Origin of the sequence: Pseudomonas sp. NCIMB 10586 (genome assembly GCF_023127895.1) — a bacterium.
In the GTDB taxonomy this organism is placed as follows: Bacteria; Pseudomonadota; Gammaproteobacteria; order Pseudomonadales; family Pseudomonadaceae; genus Aquipseudomonas; species Aquipseudomonas synxantha_A.
The window spans coordinates 1-24614 of the sequence record NZ_SPKQ01000013.1 but is presented as its reverse complement, the minus strand read 5'-3'; the positions used below and the strand labels follow the sequence as shown (position 1 = coordinate 24614).

The 24614-nt window shown below is 61.7% G+C and carries 18 protein-coding genes; 1 reads left to right on the top strand and 17 read right to left on the bottom strand.

What is annotated here, in order from left to right; translation table 11 throughout:
* Nucleotides 1-47: 47 nt before the first annotated feature.
* The 11 genes from E4P01_RS06585 to E4P01_RS06535 all read right to left on the bottom strand — a co-directional run bounded on the left by E4P01_RS06585 (nucleotide 48) and on the right by E4P01_RS06535 (nucleotide 15406).
* The gene (locus E4P01_RS06585; protein ID WP_216090991.1) at nucleotides 48-977 is read right to left on the bottom strand and encodes a VOC family protein; all 930 of its coding nucleotides are present in this window, start codon (nucleotides 975-977) and stop codon (nucleotides 48-50) included.
* Nucleotides 974-2338, bottom strand: coding sequence for a cytochrome P450 (locus tag E4P01_RS06580; RefSeq protein WP_032877012.1), 1365 nt, complete (start codon nucleotides 2336-2338; stop codon nucleotides 974-976). Before E4P01_RS06580 ends, E4P01_RS06585 begins: the two co-directional genes overlap by 4 nt.
* Before the next feature lie 125 nt (nucleotides 2339-2463).
* Nucleotides 2464-3315 carry a 4'-phosphopantetheinyl transferase superfamily protein gene (locus E4P01_RS06575; RefSeq protein ID WP_078820780.1) on the bottom strand — a complete coding sequence of 284 codons (852 nt, stop codon included), beginning with the start codon at nucleotides 3313-3315 and terminating at the stop codon, nucleotides 2464-2466.
* A gap of 60 nt (nucleotides 3316-3375) precedes the next feature.
* Nucleotides 3376-6468, bottom strand: coding sequence for an isoleucine--tRNA ligase (gene ileS, locus E4P01_RS06570; RefSeq protein ID WP_078820779.1), 3093 nt, complete (start codon nucleotides 6466-6468; stop codon nucleotides 3376-3378).
* Between the two features lie 82 nt (nucleotides 6469-6550).
* Entirely contained in the window at nucleotides 6551-7489 is a 939-nt protein-coding gene (locus E4P01_RS06565; protein ID WP_078820778.1) for an alpha/beta hydrolase, read from the bottom strand.
* A gap of 45 nt (nucleotides 7490-7534) precedes the next feature.
* Complete coding sequence (locus E4P01_RS06560; RefSeq protein ID WP_216090990.1) at nucleotides 7535-11110, bottom strand: beta-ketoacyl synthase N-terminal-like domain-containing protein; 3576 nt, start codon at nucleotides 11108-11110, stop codon at nucleotides 7535-7537.
* Nucleotides 11111-11121: 11 nt separating this feature from the next.
* Nucleotides 11122-11865, bottom strand: a complete 744-nt coding sequence (locus tag E4P01_RS06555) for a polyketide synthase (RefSeq protein WP_032877017.1) — start codon at nucleotides 11863-11865, stop codon at nucleotides 11122-11124.
* A gap of 53 nt (nucleotides 11866-11918) precedes the next feature.
* Nucleotides 11919-12686 carry an enoyl-CoA hydratase/isomerase gene (locus tag E4P01_RS06550; protein ID WP_032877018.1) on the bottom strand — a complete coding sequence of 256 codons (768 nt, stop codon included), beginning with the start codon at nucleotides 12684-12686 and terminating at the stop codon, nucleotides 11919-11921.
* The gene (locus E4P01_RS06545) at nucleotides 12683-13948 is read right to left on the bottom strand and encodes a hydroxymethylglutaryl-CoA synthase (RefSeq protein ID WP_032877019.1); all 1266 of its coding nucleotides are present in this window, start codon (nucleotides 13946-13948) and stop codon (nucleotides 12683-12685) included. Before E4P01_RS06545 ends, E4P01_RS06550 begins: the two co-directional genes overlap by 4 nt.
* A complete protein-coding gene (locus tag E4P01_RS06540) occupies nucleotides 13945-15183 on the bottom strand; it encodes a beta-ketoacyl synthase N-terminal-like domain-containing protein (protein WP_032877020.1) in 1239 nt (412 codons plus the stop codon). Before E4P01_RS06540 ends, E4P01_RS06545 begins: the two co-directional genes overlap by 4 nt.
* Nucleotides 15170-15406 (bottom strand): acyl carrier protein, encoded by a 237-nt coding sequence (locus E4P01_RS06535; RefSeq protein WP_032877021.1) that lies wholly within the window; start codon nucleotides 15404-15406, stop codon nucleotides 15170-15172. Before E4P01_RS06535 ends, E4P01_RS06540 begins: the two co-directional genes overlap by 14 nt.
* 161 nt (nucleotides 15407-15567) lie before the next feature.
* On the opposite strand from E4P01_RS06535, the gene E4P01_RS06530 reads away from it, so the two are divergent.
* Nucleotides 15568-16578: an NAD-dependent epimerase/dehydratase family protein gene (locus E4P01_RS06530; RefSeq protein ID WP_078820775.1), complete on the top strand. Its 1011-nt coding sequence runs from the start codon at nucleotides 15568-15570 to the stop codon at nucleotides 16576-16578.
* Nucleotides 16579-16598: 20 nt separating this feature from the next.
* Here E4P01_RS06530 and E4P01_RS06525 read toward each other — a convergent pair whose 3' ends face one another.
* From E4P01_RS06525 to E4P01_RS06500, 6 genes are all read right to left on the bottom strand, one after another.
* Nucleotides 16599-16850 carry an acyl carrier protein gene (locus E4P01_RS06525; protein ID WP_032877023.1) on the bottom strand — a complete coding sequence of 84 codons (252 nt, stop codon included), beginning with the start codon at nucleotides 16848-16850 and terminating at the stop codon, nucleotides 16599-16601.
* A gap of 56 nt (nucleotides 16851-16906) precedes the next feature.
* Entirely contained in the window at nucleotides 16907-17929 is a 1023-nt protein-coding gene (locus E4P01_RS06520) for a zinc-binding dehydrogenase (RefSeq protein WP_216090989.1), read from the bottom strand.
* 23 nt (nucleotides 17930-17952) lie between these two features.
* Entirely contained in the window at nucleotides 17953-18696 is a 744-nt protein-coding gene (locus E4P01_RS06515; RefSeq protein WP_032877026.1) for an SDR family NAD(P)-dependent oxidoreductase, read from the bottom strand.
* A 40-nt stretch (nucleotides 18697-18736) separates the two neighbouring features.
* Entirely contained in the window at nucleotides 18737-19015 is a 279-nt protein-coding gene (locus E4P01_RS06510) for a phosphopantetheine-binding protein (protein ID WP_032881025.1), read from the bottom strand.
* A 78-nt stretch (nucleotides 19016-19093) separates the two neighbouring features.
* On the bottom strand, nucleotides 19094-20353 hold the full coding sequence (locus E4P01_RS06505; RefSeq protein ID WP_216090988.1) for an NADH:flavin oxidoreductase/NADH oxidase family protein: 1260 nt from the start codon (nucleotides 20351-20353) through the stop codon (nucleotides 19094-19096).
* Nucleotides 20354-20385: 32 nt separating this feature from the next.
* Nucleotides 20386-24614 (bottom strand): beta-ketoacyl synthase N-terminal-like domain-containing protein (locus E4P01_RS06500; protein WP_248129951.1); only part of this gene is annotated, 4229 nt, incomplete at its 5' end.

Genomic DNA, 24614 nt, shown 5'->3' with positions numbered 1-24614 from the left:
GTCTGCCTGTGCTCCTGTTGCTGTTTGCCAAAACACCGCACGAACGCTCAAGGCGATGCGCGAGCCATCCTGGCCGACAACCCGACCAGCCCTCCAATCAGTAACCGCGCCAGCCTGGCCAACCTTCCGGGAGCGCGAAAGCCCCAGATGGCATCCATCCAGGCGGGCAATTGCAGCAACTCCACCGACAGCCCAGCGCGGCTGCGCAGGTACACCACGTGGGATAACCCACCGCCAACCGGCGGCGTGCTTGAGCTGAAGCCTTCACGCAGCACGCGTCGGTAAAGGGCATTGAAGTGGCTTGGGCGGCGTACGCCCAGGGCGACATTCATCAGTCCGGGTTCATTGAGTGGTCGTACGGCGCCCACGCCTTGGCGGTGCACCAGTTCGATCCAGTGCTCACCCGCATCCAGGGCGCAGCGCGGCGTGTCGCAGCTGACCGTGGCCGAGGGCTGGCACGCCGACAGCGGCAGCCCCAGCGCCCGATGAAAATAATCCACGGCGTCCTCCAGATCTTCGACCACCAGCCGTACGCCGATAATGCGCCCGACCGCGCCGCCAGCCTCAGCCTCCACCAGTTGCACCGGTACGCCATCGGGGTCGCGCAGCACTGTGCCGGCGAGGTCGACGGGTATACCGGCCGCCTGCAAGCGCGCCACGGCGGCGTCTATATCGGCTACCGCGACAAACAAGCGCTCGTAGCCGCTGCGTGTGCGCGTTGCCGCCGGCAACCGGCACGGTTGGCTGAACTCGAAGAATTCAAGCTGAAAAAATGCCTGTGCGTCAGCCATCCAGTAATTGACGCCCTGCACCACCGTCATCTCGAACAGTCGGGCAGCCATGGGTCCGCGAACCTGAAAACTGCCGGTGGCACGCAAACCCAACAACGCGGCATAAAACTGCATGCTGGTGGTGGCGTCGGCGGAGCAGATTGCGACCTGGCACAATCGCGGTGGCGCAAGTTCGGACCTGCTCACGGGCGATTCCGTGGCGTAAAGGAAATGGCAAATCGCTCGCTCAAGCCTGCGGCGGGGTTGGAGAAATCCATCTTGATATCGCTGAGCTTGCACGCCGGGCGCAAATCGGTGTGATACAAAAACAGCGCCAGGTTCAACGACAACAGGATATTGGCCAGCCCCGCCCCGATGCAGGTGTGCGGCCCACGACCGAAGGGTGCCCAGGCGCCGCTGGCGCGGTGTTCAAGCCGCGGCTCTTCATAGCGAGTGATGTCGAAGACCTGAGGGTTCTTGAACCACGCAGGATCCGTGTGGTTGGCAGTGGTGAATAGAATGATGTCCTGCCCTTTGTCGATCGAGTAACCCTGGAACTCGAAGTCTTTCGCTGCCGTACGGCGCACGGCGTAGGCCGTTGGATAAAGACGCATCACCTCGCGGATGAAGTTCTTCAGGGTCTCCATGTTTTCCAGGCCATCAGCGTCCGGCAATCCCTGGCTGAAACAGGCATCCACTTCATCACGCAACGCCTGGTGCAAGTGCGGCTGCTTGAAAAGCTCCAGCAACATGAAGCTCAAGGTGGCACCGACGGTGTCGATGCCTGCCAGGTAGGAGATGATGGCGTGGTTGCGCATATCTCCTGGGGTAAACCACTGGGGCTGGACCATCTGCCCTTTTTCCTTGAGCGTCTGGAAGTAACCCTGGGTTTGCTCCTGGGTCCGTTCCGACTCGATAATCCGGTCGGCCAGCGCCTGCACCTGCTTTTTCGCCGCCCGGTAACCCGGCAGGCGCAACGCCAGCCGCGGCCACTTTTTCAGGGCACAAACGTTCATCGCGGTATTCTGATACCGCATCAGCGCCTCGACTTCATCCGGCGTGGGTTGATAACCCTGCAGTGATCCACCAATCTGCTGCGACAGCACATGCCGAAACAGCGCCGACACCTTTTGATCAACGCCGTAGCGCGCTTGCAGGGTATCCGTGAAGATCTGCGCAAGCATGGGAATGCGCTCGTTGAACGCCGACTTGGAGAACAGCGGCTTCATCAGGTTGCGCTGGAAGCGATGGGCATCACCATCCACGCCGATGAACGAATGCGGGCATTGCATCTCTTGCAAGGTCGCTTCCCAGAACCCGCTTGAGACAAAGCAATCCTTGCCCTTGTCCGCCACGAATCGGTTCGCCTCCATGCCGGCCAATACCACGAAGTTCATATGCGCGGCCTTGACCCGGTAGACATCGCCATAGGTACTGCGCGTGGTTTGCAAGAAGCCCAGGGGGTTGCGGATCAAGGCAAGCGCACTGCCGAGCAGTGGCCAGCCCTTGACCACGGGAAGCTGGCGGTTGCCGGCCCCACTCGAGACCTCTCTTTCCCACGATGTCATCGTTGCTCTCCCGGATGGCGTTTGGTCTATGCATTGCCGCGCCCTGCCTGCGACACATCAGTGCCCAGCGAAAAAAGCATAACCAAAAGCGGCGCGATCCAAACCTATAAGCACTGATAGGTAAATTAGCCGAGGTCGATCTCGGGTGTGGCGCAGATGCCCGGCAGCCTCCATGGCGGCGTCACCGTGTGGGGGGCCGCTTGGCGCCGACACAGGCAGGCCAGGTCGAGGGTACGCACGCGGGGAATGACTTCCTGCACGCGCAGGCAAAACCTGGCCCGAGGCGATTCATGACAGGCAGCCACAGCCAGGCAGTAGCGCGCCAGCAGCAGTGTTGACCAGAATTGCCAATGCCGGGCGTCGGTTGTCGGTGGGTTGAATTGAAGGGAATGCCCGCAGCTTGGCCCCAGCCGGAAGGCAAAGCTGTCGAGCGGTACAGCAAGACCTTCGCCGCGGGCCTTTATGTAGGCTTCCTTGAGTGTCCATATCTCGAAAAATCGCTGCGCACGGTGCGCTGCGCCACACTGCTGCAGGTCGTGGCGCTCGGCGGCCGCAAAGAACGTATCGGCCACCGAAACGCCGTCGCCCTGGCGCTGCAGGTCTTCAACATCGATGCCGATTGCCTGTCGCGACACGGCCATGACGATCAAGCCATCGGTATGGGAAACATTGAAGTGCAGGGACTGCGAGGGGTCCAACACCGGATCGATACACGGCTTGCCGTGATCGTTGTAGGCAAAGCACCAGTGCTGCGGGGGAATACCGGGGCGATACATCGACAACACATGACGCACAAGCGCCCGGGTAACCAGGTACTGATGGCGATGTCGGGCAAAATGAAATTGCGCCATCCGCTGGCGCTCACTGTCACTGAGCACCGCGGCATATTCGGCCAACAGGTCAGCCGCGACGATCAACTCATCACGACAGACCCACAACTGGATATCGCCCGGTGGTAACGGCCACTCACGATCCATCGTGACTCCAGCGGCACCACCTGGTGCCGCTCGACAGCGCGGCACCAGGTCGGCATTGCCTCAGGCCAGTACGCTACGGCGCAGTTGAATACGCACAGGGTCGCCCTCGGGCAGCTCGACTTCGTCCACTGCCAGCGGCGCCTCAAGATCGCTGCGCAACAAGCTCTGGACCAGTAACTGGCTCTTGAGCCAGTCCTCGTGGTGCACCAGGATCTCATCGACATAGGCACCGCCGAGCACGGCGATGTCGACTTTTTCGGTGTAGCCCAGCTTGGCTTTCTTGCGCAGGTCTTGCAGCCTGCGGTTGAGCTCACGTACGGCGCCTTCGCGCTTGAGCGAGGCATCGATGTCCAAGTCCAGCCAGACCACCATGTTCTCGACAATCCCGACGTTATTGAGCGTGTCACGCACGGTCAGGCGACGCTCGAACTCGTGGGGCTGGATCGTCTGCCCTGCGGCAACCAGCCCCCCCTGTTCATCGATTACATACTCTCCAGCCTTCACCGCTGTGGTGACCGCCTTCATCGCCGGGCCCAGTCGCTTGCCGAGCAAGGAGAAGATCAATACCACCACGGGCTGCGCCCACTCGTCGGCATCGGCGGCCCACTGGACCTGCTTGACGTTGAGTTCCTCCTCGAGGAACTGTGCATAGCGCTCCAGTACGGCCTGTTCGATACCCGCGACGCGAATGCTGCGCAACGGAAACTTCTGCGAAACCCCATTGGTTTCGCGCACATTGCGCACGCTGGCGATCAAGTTACGCAGGCTGCTCATTTCATCGGCCAGCTCGTACGACAGGTACTGGCGATCGATGCTCGGCCAGTCTTGCAGGTGCACAGAGTCGGCATACCCCAGTTCGGTGTAGACCGCCTCAGCCAGAAACGGCATGAAGGGCGCCAGCAGACGAGCAAAATTAGATAACGCGTAGTGCAGCACTTCATAGCACTGGCGCTTGTCGTCATCCAGGCCATCGCGCCAGATGCGTGCCTTGTTCAAGCGCAGGTACCAGGTACTCAAGACGTTGATGAACACTTCGATACGCGAATAGATCTTGGAAAAATCCAGAGACTCCATCCACATCTTGATATCCGATTCCAGCGCCGCCAACTCATGCAACAAGTAGTGGTCCAGGACATTGTCCAGGGGCTGGCCAAGGTCGCCGGAAGGACTGAACTGGTCGATTTCGGTGAACGTTTTATAGAACTGCAGGCAATTCCAGAACAGCAGATGGTAGCGGCGCACCACGTCGCGCACCGACTCTTCACTGAACTTGATGTCCTCTCCCTTGCAGACCGGCGATGCCAGCAAGGCCACGCGCAAGGCGTCCGAACCGTGGGTCTGCATGAGATCCATCGGGTTGGGGTAGTTCTTCAGGCGCTTGGACATCTTGCGACCGTCCTTGGCCAGAATCACCCCGTGGCACATGGCGTTCTTGAAGGGGTTCTGCTCGAAACAGCCGGTGGAGATGACCATCATCGTGTAGAACCAACCGCGGGTCTGCGCAAGGTACTCGACGATGAAGTCGGCAGGGAAAGTCTGTTCGAACTCCTGCTTGTTTTCGAACGGGTAGTGCCGACTGGCGAACGGCATTGCGCCCGATTCGAACCAGCAATCGAAGACACCGGTCACCCGACTCATGGTGCCCTCGCAGCACTGGCAGGCGAAACGATGCTCGTCGATATGAGGCACATGCAGGTCTTCGACCTTGCGCCCGGAACGCGCTTCGATCTGCGCGATGCTGCCCATCACCTCGACGGTGCCGCACTGGTCACAGCGCCATACCGGGATGGGCGCACCCCAGAAACGGTTGCGTGACACCGCCCAATCGCGGGCATTACGGATCCAGTCCCCGAAGCGCCCTTCCTTCACATGCTCGGGCACCCAGTTGACCTGGCTGTTGTTTTCCACCAACTGCTCGCGCAGCGCCGACGCGCGGATGAACCAGGACTCTACCGCGCGATAGATCAGAGGGTTATCGCAACGCCAGCAGTGTGGATAGTTGTGTTCGATCTGTTCTTGCTTGAACAGCAAGCCACTGCTCTTCAGATCTGCAAGGATGCGCGGCGTGGCCTCGAAAATATTCTGCCCGGCATACTGCGCCACCGCATCGGAAAAGGTACCGTCGTCGCGAACAGGGTTAGGTGCAGGCAACTCGTATTGCTGCCCGAGCAAGGCGTCGTCCTCACCGAACGCAGGGGCAATGTGGACAATGCCAGAGCCATCGCCCATCTGTACGAAGTCGGCGGTGACCACGCGATGGGCCGAGGCATCGATCACCTCGCCGACCACCGGCAGATAACGCAGCCCAGCCAGCTCTGCGCCGGTACAGCGTTCCAGGATCACCGGCTCATCGAACAAGCCGCCCAGGCAACCTTCGGCCAGCCATAGGCGCTCTTCGCCGTGCTCGATGCACACATAGTTTTCATCGGCGGCCACGGCCAGTGCGACGTTGGCAGGCAACGTCCAGGGTGTGGTGGTCCATGCCAGGAAGAAAGTGTCCGGGCGGTCTTGTTGCCTGAACTTGACATAGGCGGACATATCGCGGCGCGGGCGGAAGGCGTCGTCCAGGCGCGCCTCGAAATTCGACAACACCGTCTGGCAACGCACGCAGTAAGGCACGATCTTGCCGCCCTCGTAGACATGCCCCTTGTCATGCAAGGTTTTAAAGCCCCACAGCACCGACTCCATGTAGTCGTTATCCATGGTCTTGTAGGCGCCATCGAAATCGACCCAACGGCCCATCCGGTTGACAAAGCCACGCCAGTCATCGGCGTACTTGAGCACCAGCTCTCTGCACTCGTCGTTGAACTGCTCCACGCCAAACTCGAGAATATCGCGCTTGGACTTGAAGCCCATGGCCTTCTCGACTTCGAACTCCACCGGCAAGCCGTGGCAATCCCAGCCCCAGCGGCGTGGGACCTGTTTGCCGAGCATCGTCTGGTAACGCGGTATGACGTCTTTGATATAGGAAGTCAGAATATGGCCGTAGTGCGGCAGGCCGGTAGCAAACGGCGGGCCGTCATAAAATACGTACACCGGCTTACCCTCACGGGCGCTGATGGATTGCTCGAACGTCTTTTCTTTTTCCCACCGCTCGAGTACCGCATCTTCCATTGCCGGAAATCTAACCGGCCCACTTCCTTCCGTACTCATCAGTCACACCTGTCAGTAAAAACAAAAAAAGCACCCCCTCGGGGCTTTACCTTACCTGGCGGTCTGCCGCCGCCATCGCCCGTCAATCCACGTCTGCCTCACCCTGTCGACTGGCGGCCGATACAACTGACGGCGCACAAAAAGGGGTGAGAAAAGCAGGTGGCACGGTACGACAGTCAAACGCTTCCAGCGTTTGCAGAAACCCCAGCATAACCTTGGATACACTCTCTTGTGTATCAGAGAAAAGCGTGTAGTGCCCCCAATCGTCCATGATGCGCACCTGCGCATTGGGCAGAATCTCTCCCAGGCTCAGTGAGTCCTGGAACGACACCATGGTGTCTTGCCGCCCCCCTATCACCAGGACTGGCACGCTGATCGGGGCACACCACTGGCGATCCACTTCAGGCTCAGCGGCGCTTTGGATCAGGTACATATAGCGCAGCAATGCCTGGGGGCCGCTTTTGAAGGGAGCCTCCACCAAGCCGCGGATGCGCGCATCGGCCAGCCCTGTGAGGCGGGTGGCTGTCTGTTCCGTGTTATTGGCGAAGATGGTGTGGTACATGAAATCGAGCTTGGACTCATCTTCGACCAATATGCGACTGACCTTGCCAATGGCATCGCCAGCCACTGCGCTGTAGCGGCTATTGAAGAAATTCGGGCTGTTGAACAACAGCAGCGCCTCCAAGCGTGCGGGCCATCTGCGCGCATAAGCCAACGCGGTATGAATGCCGGTGCACCAGGCGGCCAGTACCACCGGGCCAGGAGCGAGCATGACCATCAGGTGTTCCAGGTCGCGCACCTGATCGTCCAGCGCATATTCGCGAAACCTATCGTCATACGCTCCCGGCAATCCGCGCCGTTCCCAGGTGACAAAGCCAATACCGGCCGCCTGCAGCGCCTGGGCCACGCCCTGCGTCACGGCGTTGCCGATGCCCAGGGCATTGACGAACACCACGGTGCCACCCGGCGCCTGCGTGTGTAGCACCTCCAGGCTCAAGCCATCGTGCGTGATCAGTTGCATGCTGTGTGTCCCTCTCTTCACTGTGCCTGCTTGCCCCAAGGTGCCTCATGTACCGGTTTGTCGCTGCCCCGCCACGCCTGCTGCCAGATTGTTGATCTCGTCCCAGATGTGCAGCGAACGGCTTTGCCATGCCAACGGATAGCGGCTGGCGGCGGCCTGATAGAAATCCGCCGCGGCCTCCCGATCCGTCGCAGCCCGCCGGCAATACTCGTTCAGGGCCCAGCCATAGGCCGAAATCGCCAGGCCCGAACCCAGGCCGGCGTTGGGCGAGCCGGTGCCGGCTGCATCTCCTACCAACAACAGGTTGCCATCAACTACCCGTTCGGCCCTGCTGTGATGCACCGCAATACGTTGCGTCAACCAGTTGATCCCCTGGTGCTCGACGCCCCAGCTTTTGGCGAAGAAGTCAGCTTTGTCCAAAAGCAGCTCGAGCGCCGGTGGCGTCGGTGTGCTGCTGTAGAACGCCACGCCAAACTCTTTGCGCACAGGGTAGGCCAGGCCAAAAGCGCAGTGATCGAGACGCCCGCGCGAATCGAAGGCGAACTCATAGCTCAAGCGTGACGTCGCAACCTCACTGGCGCAGTGAAACACATACCAGCTCTCACTGCCCTGAGGGGTCTGCAGCAGCGTGCACTCGATGCCCGCGGCCTGGGCCACGGCACTGCGCGCACCGTCAGCGACCACAACCAGATCGGCATCGAGGGGGAATGACGGCGCACCTGCCGTTGCACTCAGCAACACTTGCCAGGTAGCGGGCCTGCTGTCGTCGGCGACCACCGTCGCCTGATGGTCGGCGATAAACCGCACGCCCCGCGCGCAAGCCTGCTCCATCAACACCGCCTGCAAGTCGGCCAGGGAAATGGCCATCACCGACTCACCCACGAACAGCTCGGCGACTGTCTCGTCTCCATACGCCATGCTTGCATCGATACTGTCGAGAATGCCGGCCGGCAACTCGCGGGAGAAATACCGGGTGCGCTGCCCGGCGCTATTGAGGTAGAAATCGTGTCGCACGATCCGTGCGGCGCGCCGTGCCACGGCATCCAGCACCCCGATGCTTTTCAGGTAGGGCAAGGTGTGAGGGTAAAGCGTGACCATTTGCATACGGTTGATCGCGGTACGCTTTTCGACCACATACACCTGCTCGAAACCATTGGCCGCCAGGGTCAGGGCTGCCACCAGGCCAGCCGGCCCGGCCCCCAGCACCACACCGCGTTTGCCGGCCCATGCCCGCTCCGGCAGCGCGGCGGGTTGGTGGGCAAAATCGAAGGCGTAGCCGTTGCGGTGGTATACCTGCAATTGTTCCGGCGCAACATAGTTACTCGCCGCAGGCACACTCGGCACGATCGGCGTAGCGGTCGACGGCATCGGCTCGCTGACCGGAGGCGGCGTGGGAGCGAGCATTTGCTCAAGCTGTTCGATCAGCGCGCCGGCTGTCCTACACAGCACTAACTGCGGGCCGTCACGACTCTCATCCAGCCCCTCCAATGCCTGGCAAAGGCAAGCCGCCAGCACCAGCATGGTCACTGAATTCAAACCGTAATCAAGCAACGGCTTGCCCAATTGCAACGTGTGCGGATCGATTTGCGTCAGTGCGGCGATTTGCGCACGCACCACCTCATGCACATCCTCGGCGTTCGCCTCCAGCGCGATGGCTATCGCAGGCGCAGGCGTGGCGGATGTGTCAACGGTCGGCAGCCAACAGTGAACCTTGGCAAACGGATAAGTCGGCAGCTCGACGATGCGGCGGCCAGCACGCAGGCTGGCCTGGCGAGACACCTGTTGCAGGCTGATCTGTCCAACGACCCAGGCCCGGGCCTGCTCTTCCAGGCTCAACGTCTGGCGCTCAAGGGGCGCGGTATCCGGCACCTCGACCTCCTCAAGGTCACCATAGTGAATCACCACGCCGTCCACACTGCCCTGTTGCCGGTGAACACAGGCCAGCGCCGCATCCAGAGTGTCGAGCAAGGCGCCAGGTTGGCGCTGCACCCATGCCACCCGGCAGTTCATGGCTTCACGACCCTGGCTGAGGGTAAACGCCAAGTCATCCAGGGTGAGCGAAGGGGTGGCAGCCAATGCTTGCCGAGCACTGCCAAGCACAGCCTGCAGGCGCTCGTTAGTCGCTGCGGAAAAAACCAATAGCCACGGGCCTGGCGTTGAGACCGGCTCAACGGCGGCGGGTGCAGCGTCGTACGCCTGCAACAGCAGGTGGGCATTCGCACCGCCAGCGGCGAATGTATGCACAGCGGCACGGCGCGGTGTCGGCCAGGGCATGCCGCCAGGTGCATCGCTGGGATGGTGCCAATGCTCCAGGCTGCGCTGGGCCCGCAGCGGCGCCTCATCAGCGCGGGTTTGTGGATTAAGCGGTTCGGTCAGGATCGACGGCACCAGCACCCGGTCACGCAGTTGCAACGCCACCTTGATCACCTGCGCCAGGCCAATCGCGGCTTCTGCATGGCCAATGTTCGACTTCACCGAACCCAGACGGCAGTGTGGCAAGTGCGTATTGCGCGGCCCATAGACGCTTCGCAACGCCTGGAACTCAGCGACATCGCCCAGGGTTGCACCTGAGGCCGAGGTCTCGACGTAATCGACACTCCGGGGGTCGATGCCCGAGCGCTGGAAATGCCGCGACAGCAGGGTCTCGAACGCAGCAGCACTCGGCACGCTGTAGCCGGGTGTATAGCCTTTGTGGCTGATAGCGGTGGACTTGATCACCGCAGTGACCGTGTCACCTTCTTCAATCGCCTGTTTGAGCGGCTTGAGCAGCACCGCAGCCACGGTTTCACCGGGCAGGAACCCGTCTGCCTGCCCGTAGGCTCGAACCCCCGGATGACTGGCGAGCAGTTGCCCCTGGCACAACGCAATATATTTGAACGGGTGGATAGACAGATTCGTCGCCCCCACCACCGCCAACCGGCAACTGCCGCTGCGCAGGCTTTCGCAGGCCAGATGCAGCGCCGTTGCCGCCGAGGAACACATGGTGTCGAGCGCCAGGCTGGGACCCTTGAGGTTGAAAAAATGCGAAATCCGGTTGGCCATGCTTGCGGTCGATGACAAGGCTACCGTGGCCTTGCGCGGCACATCGGCGTCGAACGCGTGGTACTGCTGATACATCGAACCGGTAAACACCCCGACCTCGCCGTCGCAGGACTCAGCCAGGTAATCGCGGGTGTAGCCGATGCGTTCGAACAAGGTCCAGACCTCCTGCAAAAGCAGGCGCTCCTGAGGGTCCATCAACTGGGCTTCGCGCGGAGAAATGCCGAAAAACAGTGAATCGAAACGGTCCACATCCTCGATGAACCCGCCCCATCGGCAATACGCCCTGCCCGGCTCACCCTTTTGTGCACTGAAATACGTGTCGGTATCCCAGCGGGTCGCCGGCACTTGCGTAATGCTGTCTACGCCAGCACGCAAATTGTCCCAGAACTGCTCCACCGACGCCGCACCAGGAAAGCGTCCCGCCATGCTGATGATGGCAATATCGCCAGCTTCCACCGCCACGGGATCAGGGGTTTGCGCCGTCGGCTGGGGTGCCGGCAGCATACGCAGGCGTGCCTTGGCCTGCTCGATGCTCAGCCGGCCCTCGCGCAGTTCGTCGAGGATGGTCTTCAGGGTCATAAGGGTCTCTCTCACCGGCCAAACAAGGTTGAGATTCGCTCGCCGACTTCCGGCTGATGCATTGTCAACGCGTGCATCGCCAGCTCACGCTCAATGACCGCGGGGAGGTCTTCGCGCAGCTTGCGATTTAGATGGTGCTTGAGCGTGACCAGCGACAACCGGGGCTTGTCGGCCAACTCCATCGCCAACTCCAGGGCGTGGGCCAGCACCTGGGCACGCGGTAACACTGCAAACGGCGCGCCGCGTGCTTCAAGTAGCGCACCACTGTAGCTCTGCGCCGCCAGGAGCATTTCCTGGCCGAGGCTACCGAGCCGGGAGGGCAGGATATAGGTCGCGCCCATGCCGGGGGTAAAGCCGTACTTCATGAAGTTGGCGGTATACAGGCTCTCGCGGGACAACACCACGATGTCGCAGAACAAGCCCATTACCAGGCCGCCGCCGATAGCATGCCCCTGCATCGCGGCGATCACCGGGATCTTGCATTCAAATGCAAGGCTGTAGACATTGGCATCGGTAAAATCGCCACGCGTCTGGTTCAAGGCAAGCAGCCCTTCGCGGGTGCCGCCACTGCAAAAAAAACTGTCGTAGCCCGTGATCACCACTGCCTTGTAGGCGTCGCTGGCGTTGATTCGCGCATAGGCCTGTATCAATCCGTCGATCAACGCCGGCGTGAAGGTATTCTTATGCTCACGGTCCTGGAGCGTGAGCACCACTACCCCGTCGTCACGCGCCTGAAAATCGATGACACTGTCCATCGGCACTCCTCTTTGCAACGATTCGCCAGCCATGGGCGCGCCCGTCAGGCACATCAATCAGGCTCCCATGGGAACAGGCCGTGGCTGACATAGCGGTGGATGTTTTCGCGGGTGCGCGGGTTGCTGAATACCTGGTGATTTTGCTCGATGGCCATCTGTCGGGCGTCGAACGGTAACGTGGACAGCCTGTTCATATAGCCCTTGTATTGCTCGACGCCATGCTTGGACAGGCGCCGCAAGCGCAACAGGTGGCGGCGCAGCAACGCATCGCTATCGCTTGCCACGTCGTCCGCCAGCCCCCACTGGCTGGCCTGTGCCGCACTGACCGGCTGGGTCGACAGCGTCAGGTAATGCGCGCGCTGGAAGCCCACGCGACGAATCAGAAACGGCAACACACACGCCGGCATTACGTCAAAGATGAGTTCCGAGAGGCTGAACTGGGCATCGGTATGGCTGAGAACGATGTCACTCGCAGCCACGAAGCCCATGCCCCCGGCGTTGGCCTTGCCCCGTACATGACTCACCGTGATGAACGAACCGGTAACCATACGCTGCCAGATTTCATAGAGCCGCTCTGGTTGATGGCGTTCGCTGGCGCCGCGCACGGCGTCGTCATGCATGCCTTGGAAATCTGCGCCGAAACAAAAAACCTCGGGCCCGCCTTCAAGCACCAGCACGGTCGAATGCGCCTGGCAGTGTTCCAATACCCATAGGCATTCGTCGACCATTTGGCGGTTGATCGTATTGTTCGACTCAGGACGCGCAAAACGCAGGAATGCCAGGCTGCCTTCAGTGCGAAACTCGGTGGCCTGGAAGTTCATGGCTGGAAACTGTATTCGCGGTGGTAACCGTTGATCGCGCTTAACAGTAACTTGCCCGACAACCCTCCCGCCGCGATTACGCTGTCGGTGACTGGACAGGCGACGGTGTGGTCGCGGGTACCAAACCGCACGGCGTCATTGCCCAGCAGGATTGACTCGTACTCAGCCAGGCTCAGGCTATAGCGACTATCGAGTTGTTGTGCGATGGCCTGGGCAGACAGATGATCACGACTCTGGGGCGTGACCGTACCGCTGAAAAACTCCGAGCAGCAACCCGAGCCATAGGAAAAGCATCCAATACGCCGAGGCTCATCGAACCGCGCGGTGCTGATGATGCCGGCCAGGGACAGAAACATCGTGGCCCCCATGATATTGCCCACGCGTTGGCAGTACGCCAGCCCGGGCGCCACACGCTGGGCGAAATCAGCTTCGATGGCTGGCGGGTCGGCTGGCGCGAACTTGCGCATCATCAAGCGGTGCGCGCCTTTGACCATGCCACCAAAAGGCGTGTGAAACGCCAGGTAGTCGAACGTGCGAGCATAGTCCACGTCGTCGACCCGAAGGCGATATTCATTGAAGGTTTGCTCACAGCAATCCAGGTACGACATCAACGATAGATCGGCGTCCCCGGCTTCGCTGTCGGGCTCCGGCCGACAGGTGTCCATCACCTCGAAGCTGTAATAACCACTGGCGCCGATGTCGAGGCTGAATACATGCGGCTTGTCACTGATCAACATGGCCACTGCGCCCGCACCGCCACTGGGTTCCGAAAAAGCCCAGTCCTGCGCCGCGGCGCCGCCTTCACCAATCATCAGGAAGCGACACAGGTCCACTGCGACCACCAGTGCCTTGGCATTGGGCGAGGTCTGGGACAACACGAACTGCACCGCGCTATGAAAACCGGCAGTGCCCGAGTAGCAGGCCTGCTTGAGTTCGAAAACCCGGCAGTTTTTTTTCAGCCCCAAGTAGTCATGCACATAAGTACTGACGGACTTGCCGAAATCGATTCCCGACTCGGTACAGGTAATCAACAACTCAATCTGATCGCGCTCTTGCGGGCTCAAGGCATCGATCAGTGGCTTGGCGGCATTCACGGCAAACGTCACCGGGTCTTCGCTGTGCAACGCCACGCTCTTTTCGTGCATCAACAGGTTGCCGAAACGCTGGGAGTCCAGCTTGCGGTGTCGCGCAAGCATGGTCACATCCAGGCTCGCCGCGCCGCCAAATACGTTCATTGCCTCGATACCCACTTGCCTCGTCATTGCAGCCTTCCTGAGTTTTCCAGACACAACGCTGTATTGATGCCGCCGAAGCCATAGCTGAGGTTGAGTGCACAGCGCAGGGCGTGCTGTTCAGCGCGGTCGCAGACCCATGCGAACCCGGTATCCAGGGGGTGATCCAGGTTGCGGTTGGGGTGCAGTTGCCCGGCCTTCATTTGCAGTACCGTGGCTATGGTCTCCACCAGCCCGGCAGAAGCCAGGCCATGACCGATGAGGGACTTGGTCGCGTTGATCGACGCCTCGCGCAAGCCGCAATGAGCCAAGGCACGCAGTTCGGTTTCATCACCCAGTACCGAGCCACTGCCGTGCGGGTTGATATAGTCCACCTGGCGCGCCTGCCAGCCCGACTTGTCCAGGGCCTGGCGGATCACACAGGACTCCCCGTCAAACGAAGGGTTGGGGTTGCGATTGCCGTCCATCGCCACTGACCAGCCGGCAATCCGCGCATACGGCGAAACGCCACGGCGGCGCACGCTGGCCTCGCTTTCAATCACCACGACTGCACTGGATTCACCGTAGATGAACCCATCGCGATCACGGTCAAAAGGGCGGCACGCCAGGGCCGGACTCTCGGCAAAACGGTCCGAGCCCATCGCCCCCAGGGAGCGAAAGCCATGGCACTCCCAATACGACAGATCCATCACCGGCGCCAAGGCAATGCACACGTCCACATCCCCGGCTCGCACAGCCTGGGCCGCATTGATAATCGCCATCTGCCCACTGGCCGACGCAGCCCCCAGAGTGTAAGCGAACCCCCGAATGGGGAAGCGCTCGGTGCAAACTCCACACAGGTCGGTATCGAGAAACTGCGTCGCGTAGCTGGGCTTGATGAAGTACGGGGTCAGCGCGCAAGGCGCATGGGCCTGCTCGATGGCGCGCTGCTGGAAGTTAGAGCCACCGACCACCAGGCCGATACGCGTCGGGTCACACTGATCCAGCTGCGCATCCGCCCACGCTTCTGCCAAGGTCGCCAGGGCAATGCGCGCAGAGAACGACATACCCCGCGAACCGGATTCCAGGTTGGCGCCGGCTTGCTCGTCCACATCGATTTCAGCACCGATGAATGTGCTTTCCAACTGACGACCCGGGCGGCGCATCATCGAGAAAGCATGATTGCCAGCCAGCAAGGCCTGGATAAAGTCATGCTGACCGGTGCCGATGGACGAAGCCACGCCCAGCCCGCTGATCAACAGCCCTTGCGTGTCAGAGCTTGCCATGAAGCAACTCGGCCAATTCGCCGATATTGCGAGCGGCCTGCGTCTGCACCATTGGCATGCGCAACCCAAGGGCGCTCAAAGTCATGGCGACGATGTCGGCGCGGTCCATCGAATTGGCGCCCAGGTCCACCAGGCGGTCGTTCCGGGCGATGGGTTGTTGAAGCTCAGGGAGGGTTTCGCGGGCATGCTTGACGATCAAATCGAAGACTTCGGCCTGGGTCATTTATCTATCCTTTAGCCGGCTCAACCGGTAGTTGCTCAGGGGGTGCAGCGACTAACTTAGCGGATCGAAATCGGCGGGAAACCTATAAGACCTTGTAGTAGTCAGTGATCGCGGTCTGGGCTATACCCAGCAACCGTGTGAACACCCAAGGATCGCTACCGATGCCCCGACACATCTGTATCACCGGCGCCTCAGGCTTTCTGGGCAGCCATATTGTGGAAAAGCTGCTGCACCACGGCTGCACCGTCGACGCCCTGTTGCGCCGCCCCACTGCGCATTTGCAAGGCCTGGCAGCCCGCCACGCGCAACTGCGCCTACACGTAGTCGACCTGGCGCAGCCAGGCGCGTGCAATGCCCTGTTCAGTGAGTGCGACACCGTTATTCACTGCGCCGCCAGCGTCACTAACAACGCCCGGCCTGGCTCGCGGCTTTGGCAGCAAACCCTGGAAATGAATGTCAACGGCACGCAAAACGTAATCGACGGCATACGCCAGGCCGCCAGCGTGCGCACCTTCGTGTACACCTCGTCGATGGCGGCCATTCTGTCGCCAGACATGCCAGCCGGGCACGCCTTCAGCGAGGCCGACTGGAACCATGCCTCCCTGGAAGCCAGCGACCCATACTGGTATTCCAAGACAGCCGCCGAGCGACTGGTGACGGACGCCTTCCAGCCCTGGCCCTGCGAGCCTCGCGTGGTGTGCATCAACCCATCGGTGATCATCGGGCCGGTGCTCGACCCCCGGCATGCTGCCACCAGCATTGCCATCCTCCATGACCTGCACACGGGCAAGACACCGGCCTGCCCGGACCTGAACTTTCATTTCGTGGATGTGCGCGACCTGGCCGAACTGCATGTGCGCGCGGCGCTGGATGACGTCATTGAGGGGCGCTTTATCGTGCCGGGCCATGAGGCTTCGATGCTGGAACTGGCCACAATGATCAAGCAGCGCTTTCCCGACAGCAAGGCACCCCAAAGACGAGCACCCGACTGGTTGATGTACCTCAGCGCGATGCTGAACCCACGCCTGTCGCGTCGCTATCTGCGACAGAACCTTGGCGTGCGCCGGGTATTCGATGACCAGCGCGCCAGGCGCGCCTTTCAATTGAGCTATCGGCCGCTGGAACACAGCGTCGCCGATACCCTTCAATCATTATCCCCGACAGCACCCTGAATCAAGGTAGCGCAGGGCACCTAGCCATGCGCTACCAGGAGATTGACCAGATCGCCTACGGTGTCAAACTTGTAGGCCTCGTTGTTCAGTTGTGCAAACTGGAAATTCGAGCGTTCCTGCAAGCGCGTGAGCAATATCAGCTTGTGCAGGGAATCGATGCCCAGTTCACCCTGCAAGTGCGTTTCAGTCTCGATCGACGCCGTCTCCCATCCCGGCAACTTCAACTCACGGATCGACTCACTGACCGTTTGCTGCGCCACGTTGATTTCCATCTTCACCTCCTCCTACAAGCGACAAAAACGCCGGCGCGTGCAGGCGCCGGCGCGGATTAGAATTGCAATACGATCTTGCCGAACACATCCCGCTCGCGCAGGCGCTGCAAGCCACTTTCGAAACCGGCCACCGGCATCACGCAGTCGATCACGGGCAACACGCCCTGCTGGATCAACGCCAATGCATCGCGCAGCCCACTCAAGGGCGCACCGAAAGAGCCATGAATGTGAATTTGCTGATTGAACAGGTGCATCAGGTTAGTGGGCGCCTCCACGCCTGTGGTCGAGCCGCAGATCACCAGGCGGCCGCCACGCGCCAGGCTCAGGAGACTCTGCTCCCAGGTATCGGCCCCCACATGCTCGAACACCACGTCGACCCCGCGGCGTGCCGTCTGCTCGCGAATCACCCGCAGGAATCGTTCCTCACGGTAATCAATCACATATTCGGCGCCCAATGCCCGGGCACGCTCAACCTTGTCGGCACGACCAACCGTTGCGAATACCGTGACGCCCAGGTGACGGGCCAGGCGAATGGCGATTGAGCCGATCCCGCTGCCTCCCGCGTGCACCAGCAGGGTTTCGCCGCTCATCAGGCGTGCGTTGTCGATCAACATATGGTGCACCGTGGCGAAGGTCACCGGCGCGCAGGCCGCCATGTCCATGGGCACGCCAGCAGGTATCGGCACCAGCATACGCAGCGGGACATCGACGTACTCGGCGGCAACCCCGTCGCAATGAAACCCCATTACGCCGGGCGAGTCGGCGCACAGGTTCTCCCGGCCGGCTAGACAGGCCGGGCAGCACCCACAAAATACACTGGGGTAGATCGCCATGGCCTGCCCGATCAGTTCGGGGTCACTACCTGGCCCCACGTCCTGCACAAAGCCTGCGCCTTCGGCACCCACCGTGACAGGCAATGTCCGTCGTGCGAAGGCCATCCCGCGGTAACCGAAAAGATCCAGGTGATTAAGCGTCATGAACGCCATGCGCACCCGTGCGTGACCCGGCGCGGGCCTGGCAGGCAACACCAGCTCGCGCAGCGCCAGGCGCTGTTTATCAACCAGTTGAAGCGCCCGCATCAAACCTCCTCATTACAGGTTGGCTAGCCGGCCATGCTGCGTGACAGGCCACCATCGACGGTGAGATGTTGCCCGTTGATGTAGCTGCCGGCCTCTGAAAACAAAAACGCCGCCAGCCCCGCCACTTCTTCCGGCGAACCATAGCGACCCGCTGGGATCCGCCGGTCGATGGCCGAACGCTGTTCGGCGTAGCGATCCAGCAGTGCCGTCTCGATAAAACCCGGCTCGATACAATTGATCGTGATAGCGCGCGAGGCGACTTCGGTCATGCTCGAACGTACAAAACCCCGCAGCGCTGCCTTGCTGCTGGCGTACAACGCATTTCCCTTCATACCGAAGTCGGCTGCGACCGAGCCGATGCACAGGATTCTGCCTGCGCGGCGCATGGACATGGGCCGCACCAGGGCCTGGTACAACTGCACAAATGCCCAGAAATTGACTTGCATCATGTGCCGCGCGGTATCCAGGTCCGCAACGGCGGCCAGGCTGTCCTGGCTGACGCCCGCGCAATGCACCAGACCATAAATGTCTTCTGCCTCCAGCGAGCGGCACAGGCCCTCCACGGCCAAGGCATCGCCCAGGTCGCAGCCAACCCAGCGTGCGCTGCCTGCGCCGTATCGGGCGTCCAGCTCTTCGCACAAGGCAACGCCCGCGCTGATGCCACGGTGCCCGACAATCAATACGACAAACCCGGCCTGCACCAACGCCGTGGAAATACTGGCGCCAATGCCTCGGCCGCCGCCGGTAACGACTACCTGCCTACGCATGCCTGAATCTTCCGGGGCCAACCGACGGCCCAGGTATCACTCATGCCGAGGCTGCCGCACGAGCAGCGATCTGGGCAACGAAGTGTTCCATCACGAAGTAATCAGTCATTGCCGCGTTGCCTTCGTTGACGGCACTCATCCATTGGCCCACCGGGATACGGATGTCGTAGTGCTTCTCGATGCAGAACACCGCATCGAGAAAATCCACGCTATCGATCCCCAGATCGGCGAACAAGTTGGTGGTCGGTTCGATATCGCCGGGTTGAACCTTGCAACTGGAAGCCAGCGTACTGACTACGAACGTATAGATTTCTTCCATGTACATGTTCCGCCTTTCAGGGTTCATGGGAGGGACTGTCGGGCGCAATGTACAAGAGTGCCCAAGGGCTGCCACCTATCAGCGCTTATAGGTTGAGCACTGCGTACTGCGCTTTTTCCTGGCGCAGGCGGCAAAATCCAGCAGGGTCTTGCCCAGGCTGAGCCACTCGCTCAGGCCGGGCTTAGGCAACTGGTGGCGGGCCATACGTTGCAATTGATGTTCGTACCACGACACATCGAGCGTCGCGATGCGGTCCAGGGCGGCAAAGCCTGTACTCAAGGGCCGCAGGTCGACACGGTAAGTGGCTTCGGACAACAGCTTGACCGGCATGTCCGGCTCCAGCGCCAGTGGACGTGCCAGCCCAATGAAGTCGGTGGCCGCGTCTCGCAGCGCCGCGGTCATCGCAGCGCCAGAGCGGAAACCACCGGTGACTACCAACGGCAGCGTACTGACCTCGCGCACCCTGGCCGCGTAATTGAGAAAGTAGGCTTCGCGCTCGCGGGTGCTGGCGGCCTGGTTGCCGACCATCACCGGGCTTTCGTAGGTGCCGCCGGATATTTCCAGTTGATCGAGCCCCAAATTGCCAAGGGCTACCACCACCTGCAACGACTCCTCTTCGGTAAAGCCACCCCGCATGAAGTCCGCCGAGTTGAGTTTGATCCCCACTGGAAACGCGTCACCCACCACGCTGCGGATCGCCTGGTAGACCCGGACCAAAAAGCGCATGCGGTTGGCCAGGCTCCCGCCCCACTGGTCGCTACGCTGATTGTGCAGCGGTGACAGGAACTGGTTGATCAGATAGCCATGGGCCGCGTGGATCTGCACGCCAGTGAACCCGACGACCTTGGCCAGTCGCGCACTGGTGGCGAACTGCGCAATGATCTTTTCGATGCCGTCCTCAGTCAGTGCGCGCGGGCAATTGAAGTGTTTTTCCAGCCCGCTGCCCAGGCTGATGGCCGATGGCGCCACCGGCTCGTCGCACAGCAGCTTGATGATCTGCTTGCCCGGATGGTTGAGTTGGGCCCATAGGTGCGTGCCATGGCTACTGCCTGCCAGGGCCCAGCGCCGGAATGCATTCAGGTCGCTGTGGGCATCCAGCACGACGTTTCTCAACTCGCCGATGGCATTGCGATCGACCATGATGTTGCCGGATATCGACAAACCTATGCCGCCCTGTGCCCACTGGCGGTAGAGGTTCTCCATGCCAGGCCCTGGATCATGGCGTCGATCTCCGAGCTGTTCGCTCATGGCGGCCTTGACCAGGCGGTTTTTCAGGCGCACGCCATTGGGCAGCACGAAGGAGCTGCCCAGATCGGGCAGCGCTGGACTCTGGTCCATGGTCACATTCCTTGAGAGTGAAGAGTGATCGGTCATTGGGTGGCGGCCTCGTTCCGGCTTTGCAGGAATTCGGCCAGGGCACGAATGGTGGCGTGCTGTACCAGCCAGCGCGGCTCCACCAGCCAACCCAAGGCCCGACTCAATGCCGAAGACACCTGCATGGCGCCCACCGAGTCCATGCCATACCGGGAAAACGCGGTGTCCAGGTCAGGCTCATCAACCACCAGCACCCGCTCAATCACTTCGCGCACTTGCTCAAGCAGTGCACCCGCGCCGACCGTTGCCGGCCGGGGTGCGCTGGGGAAGAACAAGCGGTCGAGACGGTCAATGGTCGCCTCATCCAGAGCGTCGAGTTCAAAGCGGCTGAGCACTTTGCACCATTGCGCGGCATCCGGCGTCGCCCCGGCCTCGCACGCCTGTTCCCAGGCGTGCAGTTGGGCGTGCAAGCCGATGGCATCGCCAGCCGGCGGCACACTCGACGCGGGTAAAGGTTCGATGCCCAGACCGCGACAGGCCAGGGCCGGATCGAGCACTTTCATCGCGCCGACCACACCCGGTTCGGCGCCGGTATGCAGGTACTCGAACGCCGACTGCATGTCGATCAGCCCTAACCCAAGGGCCTGCAAATGCGCCGGGCGATTGGCCGGCATGTATCGATCCACGCACCAGGCACCCCAGGTGCAAGCACTCGATACGCCATGACGCTTGCCCTGGCGCTCAAGCGTCTGACGGTAGCGCACGAAAGCATTCTGGAACGCGGCGGCATACCCGTAATCGGCTGAACCACGGATGCCATAGGCTGCCATGGACGAAAACACGGTGAAAAACGCCAGGGGTTGATCGGCAGTGGCCAGATCCAGGTTTATCGTGCCCTTGACCTTGGCCCCAATCGAGCGTTCGAACGCCTCCCACTGCTTGGCCACAATCAAGCCGTCATCCACTAGCCGCGCCAAGTGAATCACACCCTGCAAAGGCCCGGCCGCCTGCACGCGACGCTCGACCACCTGTTGCAGCGCCGGCAGGTCAGTGATGTCGACGCTGCTGTAATCGACCGTGGCGCCCAATGCGCGCAGCACATCGCAGCGAGCCTGTTGCTCGGCGTTCGGCGCCGAGCGCGAGACGATGCTCAGGCGCGCCTGGAAGGTGCCCGCCAGTTCCTGGCACAACAACTCGCCCACCGGCCCCAGCCCGCCCACTACCAGGTAATGGCCATCGCGGCGAAAGCGCGGGGCTTGCGCCTCAGCCGCCTCACGCTGAACCAATAGCCGGCGCAAACGCTGGGTACCCTGGTACTTGACCACGGCTGGCGCACTGCCCTGACGGTCGGCAGCCAGCCATTCACGCACAATCAACTGTAAATCGCTGGCGGGGCCGGCCACGGCGTCACATTCCAATAACGTCCAGCCGTGCCGAGCATTCTCCAGGCTCGCGGAAGCCGCAAAACCGCTGATTGCCTGGGCGTCACAGTCGCTGCCGGAACCGCTTGCGCGATACACGTGGAAGCACTCCACGGCATGCTCCCAATCGGTCGCCATCAGATGCCGGCTGACCTCCAACACTTGCTTGATCGCGTCCAACCCTCCGGGTGGCGACGCCCTCCCGTCGCTGGAGTTCTCACCGATGAAGAAGATCACCTCGGGTAACGCCCCCCGAGCCGGCAGTGCATCCGGCAGCAGGCGCTGGACGGACGGCGGCGGGCTCCCTGCCTGCGCCCACAGCGTGCAGAGCAGTTGGCTGAAGGCATCGAAACGCGCTTGTTCACGGGTGACCACCGCCACGCGCGCGCCAGACCTGGCCTTGATGCTTGCTGCCCAGTCAAAGTTGCTCGGCAGGTCGTGAGCCCGCCATTGCTCCGCGCAGAACAACCACTGGCCCGCCACCTCCTCTGCCGGTACCGCCGTCGGCTCCTCGACCTCGGGCGCCGATACCCAATAGGACTGACGCAAGAACGGATAGGTTGGCAACGGCACGCGACGCCGCTCATCGGCCATGAACAGGCTGGAATAATCCAGCTCATACCCTTGTACAAACGCTTGCGCCAGGGAGGTCAATGCCTCGCCACGTGTCGATTGATCGCGATTGCCCATCAGACGAATCAGGCACTCGCGGGCCGCCTGCAGCACCTCCTGTTGTTCAACGAAACGGCGTACGTCCCAATGCCCGCTATGCACCGTCGCCTCGTCGCGCCCCTGCAACCAGCCTTCAAGACTTTGCTGCAATTGCCCGGCGTCATGGGTGACCATGGCCAGGCGCCATTCGTGGTGCTTGCGCCCCGCCATCAGCGTATAGGCCATCGCTGCCATGTCCAACCGTTGCACGGCCACACAGTGGGCAGCCAGATTGCTCGCCTGCTCGCGCAATTGCTGCGCGGAGCGCGCCGACAGCACTACCAGCCAGGGCCCGGCCCCGGACGCGCCGCGCTGTTGTGGAAGCGGCGCCTGCTCCATCACCAGGTGAGCGTTGGTACCGCTGAACCCGAAGGAGCTGACCGAGGCACGCCGTGGCACACCGTCGAGTGTGGCCCAGGGACGCAGTTGATCCGGCACATAAAAGGGGCTGCCCTGAACGGCGATGGCCGCATTGGCCTGGGTGAAACCCGCTGCCGGAGGCAACTGGCCGTGGCGCAGCGCCAGCGCCACCTTCAGCACACCGGCGACTCCGGCCGCAGTCACACAATGCCCAAGGTTGGATTTGATCGACCCCAGGGCACAGTAGCCTGCCTGCTGCCCAGGTCGGGCGAACGCTCGCGTCAAGCCTTCGAATTCGATCGGGTCGCCAAGCGGTGTACCCGTCCCATGGGCCTCCACCATCGAAATCGTACCCGGCTCAATCGCGAAGTCACGGTGCACCTGGCGAATCAGCCGCTCCTGGGATTGCGCGCTCGGCGCAGTGATGCCATTGCTGGCGCCATCCTGGTTACTGCCAATACCACTGATCACGCCATGAATATAATCGCCATCCGCCTGCGCCTGGCGAAGGCGCTTGAGGATCAGCACACCGACGCCTTCGGCGGGGACGAAACCGTCGGCACGCGCATCGAACGCGTGACAATGCCCGCTGGGCGAGAGCATGCCGGCGGTTTGCGCCGCCTGATAAAACCCGGCGGTTGACTGCACGAACACACCGCCGGCCAGGGCCATGCCGATCTCCTCGGTCCAGAGCGCCTGGCATGCCAGGTGGATCGCGACGAGCGAACTGGAACAGGCGGTATCCACGGCAATGGCCGGGCCCTGTAAATCCAGATGGTAGGCGATACGTGCAGGAATGATCGAGCTGGCGTTGCCCCAGAAGGCTTGCGCGGGCGCAGCTTCAGCGAACAGGCTGCGATAGTCGCTGGCACTGGCGCCTACATAAACCCCCACCGGTTGCCCCTCAGTCGCCTGCCCTACGTAGCCGGCATCTTCCAGTGCCGTCCAGGCCTGCTCAAGGAACAGCCGCTGCTGCGGATCCATGCAAGTGGCTTCAAGGCCAGAGATGTTAAAGAACGACGCGTCGAACTCATCGATCCGGGATAACAGGCCACCGCGCTGGCACAGGCCCTTTCCTGACACATCGGCTTGGGAGCCGCGCAGGTCCCAGCGCTCGACCGGGGTGGTCAGGTCGCGGCCTTGGGCCAGATGTTCCCATAATTGCTCGAGGGATTCGGCGCCGGGAAAGCGGCCGCTCATACCAATGATGGCAATGGGTTCTCGCACGAAGGACTCGGGCGACTGAACCCTTGGCGCCGGGGCGGCGGCAGGCGAGGACGCTGTCGGCACTGCAACGGCCAAGGGCGCGACCGGTGCGGCTGCCGCACGTGTTACCGCGGGCTGCGGTAAGTGCGCGCCATGTTGCTCGACAATATGCCGGGCCAGACGCGTGGCGGTAGAAAAGTCGAAGAGTGCCGTAGTGCCCAGGTCGATACCCAGGCGCTCATTCAATACCCGTACCAGGTTGACGCCGGTGATCGAGTCAAGCCCGTAATCGGAGAATGACTCCTGTGGATCGATCACCTCCAGGGCGACCTTCAATGCCTTGGCCACACTGGCCATGACTTCCTGGCGCACCTGGGTAAATTGATCCGCGGCCGCGGCCGGTACCGGTGCCGCCACGCCGTGTTGCGGCGCAGCAGCAGGCTGGGCGGCCAAAGCCACCTTCGGCGCCGCTGGTTGGCTGACACGCCGAGGCACCTGCACGACCCCGTTGCTGCGCGCCATCACCACTTGCTGGCCCAGCCCATGAAACGCCTGGCACGGGAACATCACCCCGCGATAACCCGCCT